Origin of the sequence: Acinetobacter johnsonii, from assembly GCF_048551975.1 — a bacterium.
Lineage (GTDB): Bacteria > Pseudomonadota > Gammaproteobacteria > Pseudomonadales > Moraxellaceae > Acinetobacter > Acinetobacter johnsonii_A.
On the sequence record NZ_JBIMCF010000336.1, the window covers coordinates 1 to 249 of the forward strand.

Annotated in this window: 1 pseudogene; it reads right to left on the reverse strand. The window is 44.6% G+C overall.

The window, feature by feature from the left end:
• Positions 1-249: pseudogene (locus ACG9ZB_RS17720) on the reverse strand (hypothetical protein); the annotation flags it as partial.

Here is a 249-nt window from a genome sequence, read left to right on the forward strand (position 1 = left end):
GGTAGTGTCCCTGTAAAATGGCCATCATTCTTTTCAGAGTAGAAACTTAGTTCCCGGGTGACTTGAATATTTTTCGGGTCTAGTTTGCCAATCAAACTGACAAATTGGGGCCCGCCTTGGGTAAGGACATCACTTTTTTGTTGCCCTGCAATCACTAAACTATGTACAGGTAAATTCGGCAGAGGCTGAGCAGTTTTACCAAAAGCCACCACTTGGTCTTCGATCAGGGTTACTTTGTTGGTACGGGTA